This is a genomic window from Sphingobium sp. DC-2, assembly GCF_000722555.1.
Lineage (GTDB): Bacteria > Pseudomonadota > Alphaproteobacteria > Sphingomonadales > Sphingomonadaceae > Sphingobium > Sphingobium quisquiliarum.
The window spans coordinates 1-740 of record NZ_JNAC01000124.1 but is presented as its reverse complement, the minus strand read 5'-3'; the positions used below and the strand labels follow the sequence as shown (position 1 = coordinate 740).

The window sequence follows — 740 nt, the reverse complement described above, 5'->3', positions numbered from 1 at the left end:
GTCAGCATCTCAGATTTGAGCCCTCGAGGCTCCGGCAGTCATGGGGTCTAAGGTTTCGCCGGACCTTCGACGGCGTGCATCTGGCGAAGCGGCCTGAGGGCGGACGATGGCGCATCGGGGTCGGTCCAAAGATAATCGCCGGTGAGGTTGATGTGCTGCCATCCGAGCGGCGAAAGGTGTTGCAACAGGTCCGGCGGGACCGACCGGCCGAGACTGGCAAGATGCATGCGGGCGGCTTGCAGGTAGGTCGTGTTCCACAGGACGATAGCACCGGCGACGAGGTTGAGCGCGCTCGCCCGATGGGTCTGGGCTTGCAGGGCGTGATCACGGATGCGGCCGATCCGGTGGAAGAAGATGGCGCGTTTCAGAGCATTTTCGGCCTCACCCTTGTTGAGTTCGCGGGTTGCGCGGCGCCGCTGTTCGGGCTGCTCGATCCAGTCGAGTGTAAACAGGGTGCGCTCGACGCGGCCGATCTCGCGCAGTGCCAAGGCCAGGCCATTGGCCCGTGGATAGGAGCCGAGCCGTTCCAGCATGATCGATGCACTCACGACGCCGGTGCGGATCGAGGTGCCCAAGCGCAGCACGTCGTCCCAGTGTGCGGCGATCAGGGCCTCGTCGATCCTGCCCGCGACCAGCGGCGCGATATCTGGGCCAGGTTCGATTCCGTTGAACAGGTGAAGCCGGCGCGCGGCGATGTTAGGGATGTGGATCGGCGTGCAAAAAGGACCCCGTTAGCGGGG

The 740-nt window shown here is 64.7% G+C and carries 1 pseudogene; it reads right to left on the bottom strand.

Annotated features, from left to right (window positions below):
* Nucleotides 1–47: 47 nt before the first annotated feature.
* A pseudogene (locus ET21_RS0121875) lies at nt 48–704 on the bottom strand (Tn3 family transposase); the annotation flags it as partial.
* Nucleotides 705–740: the final 36 nt, after the last annotated feature.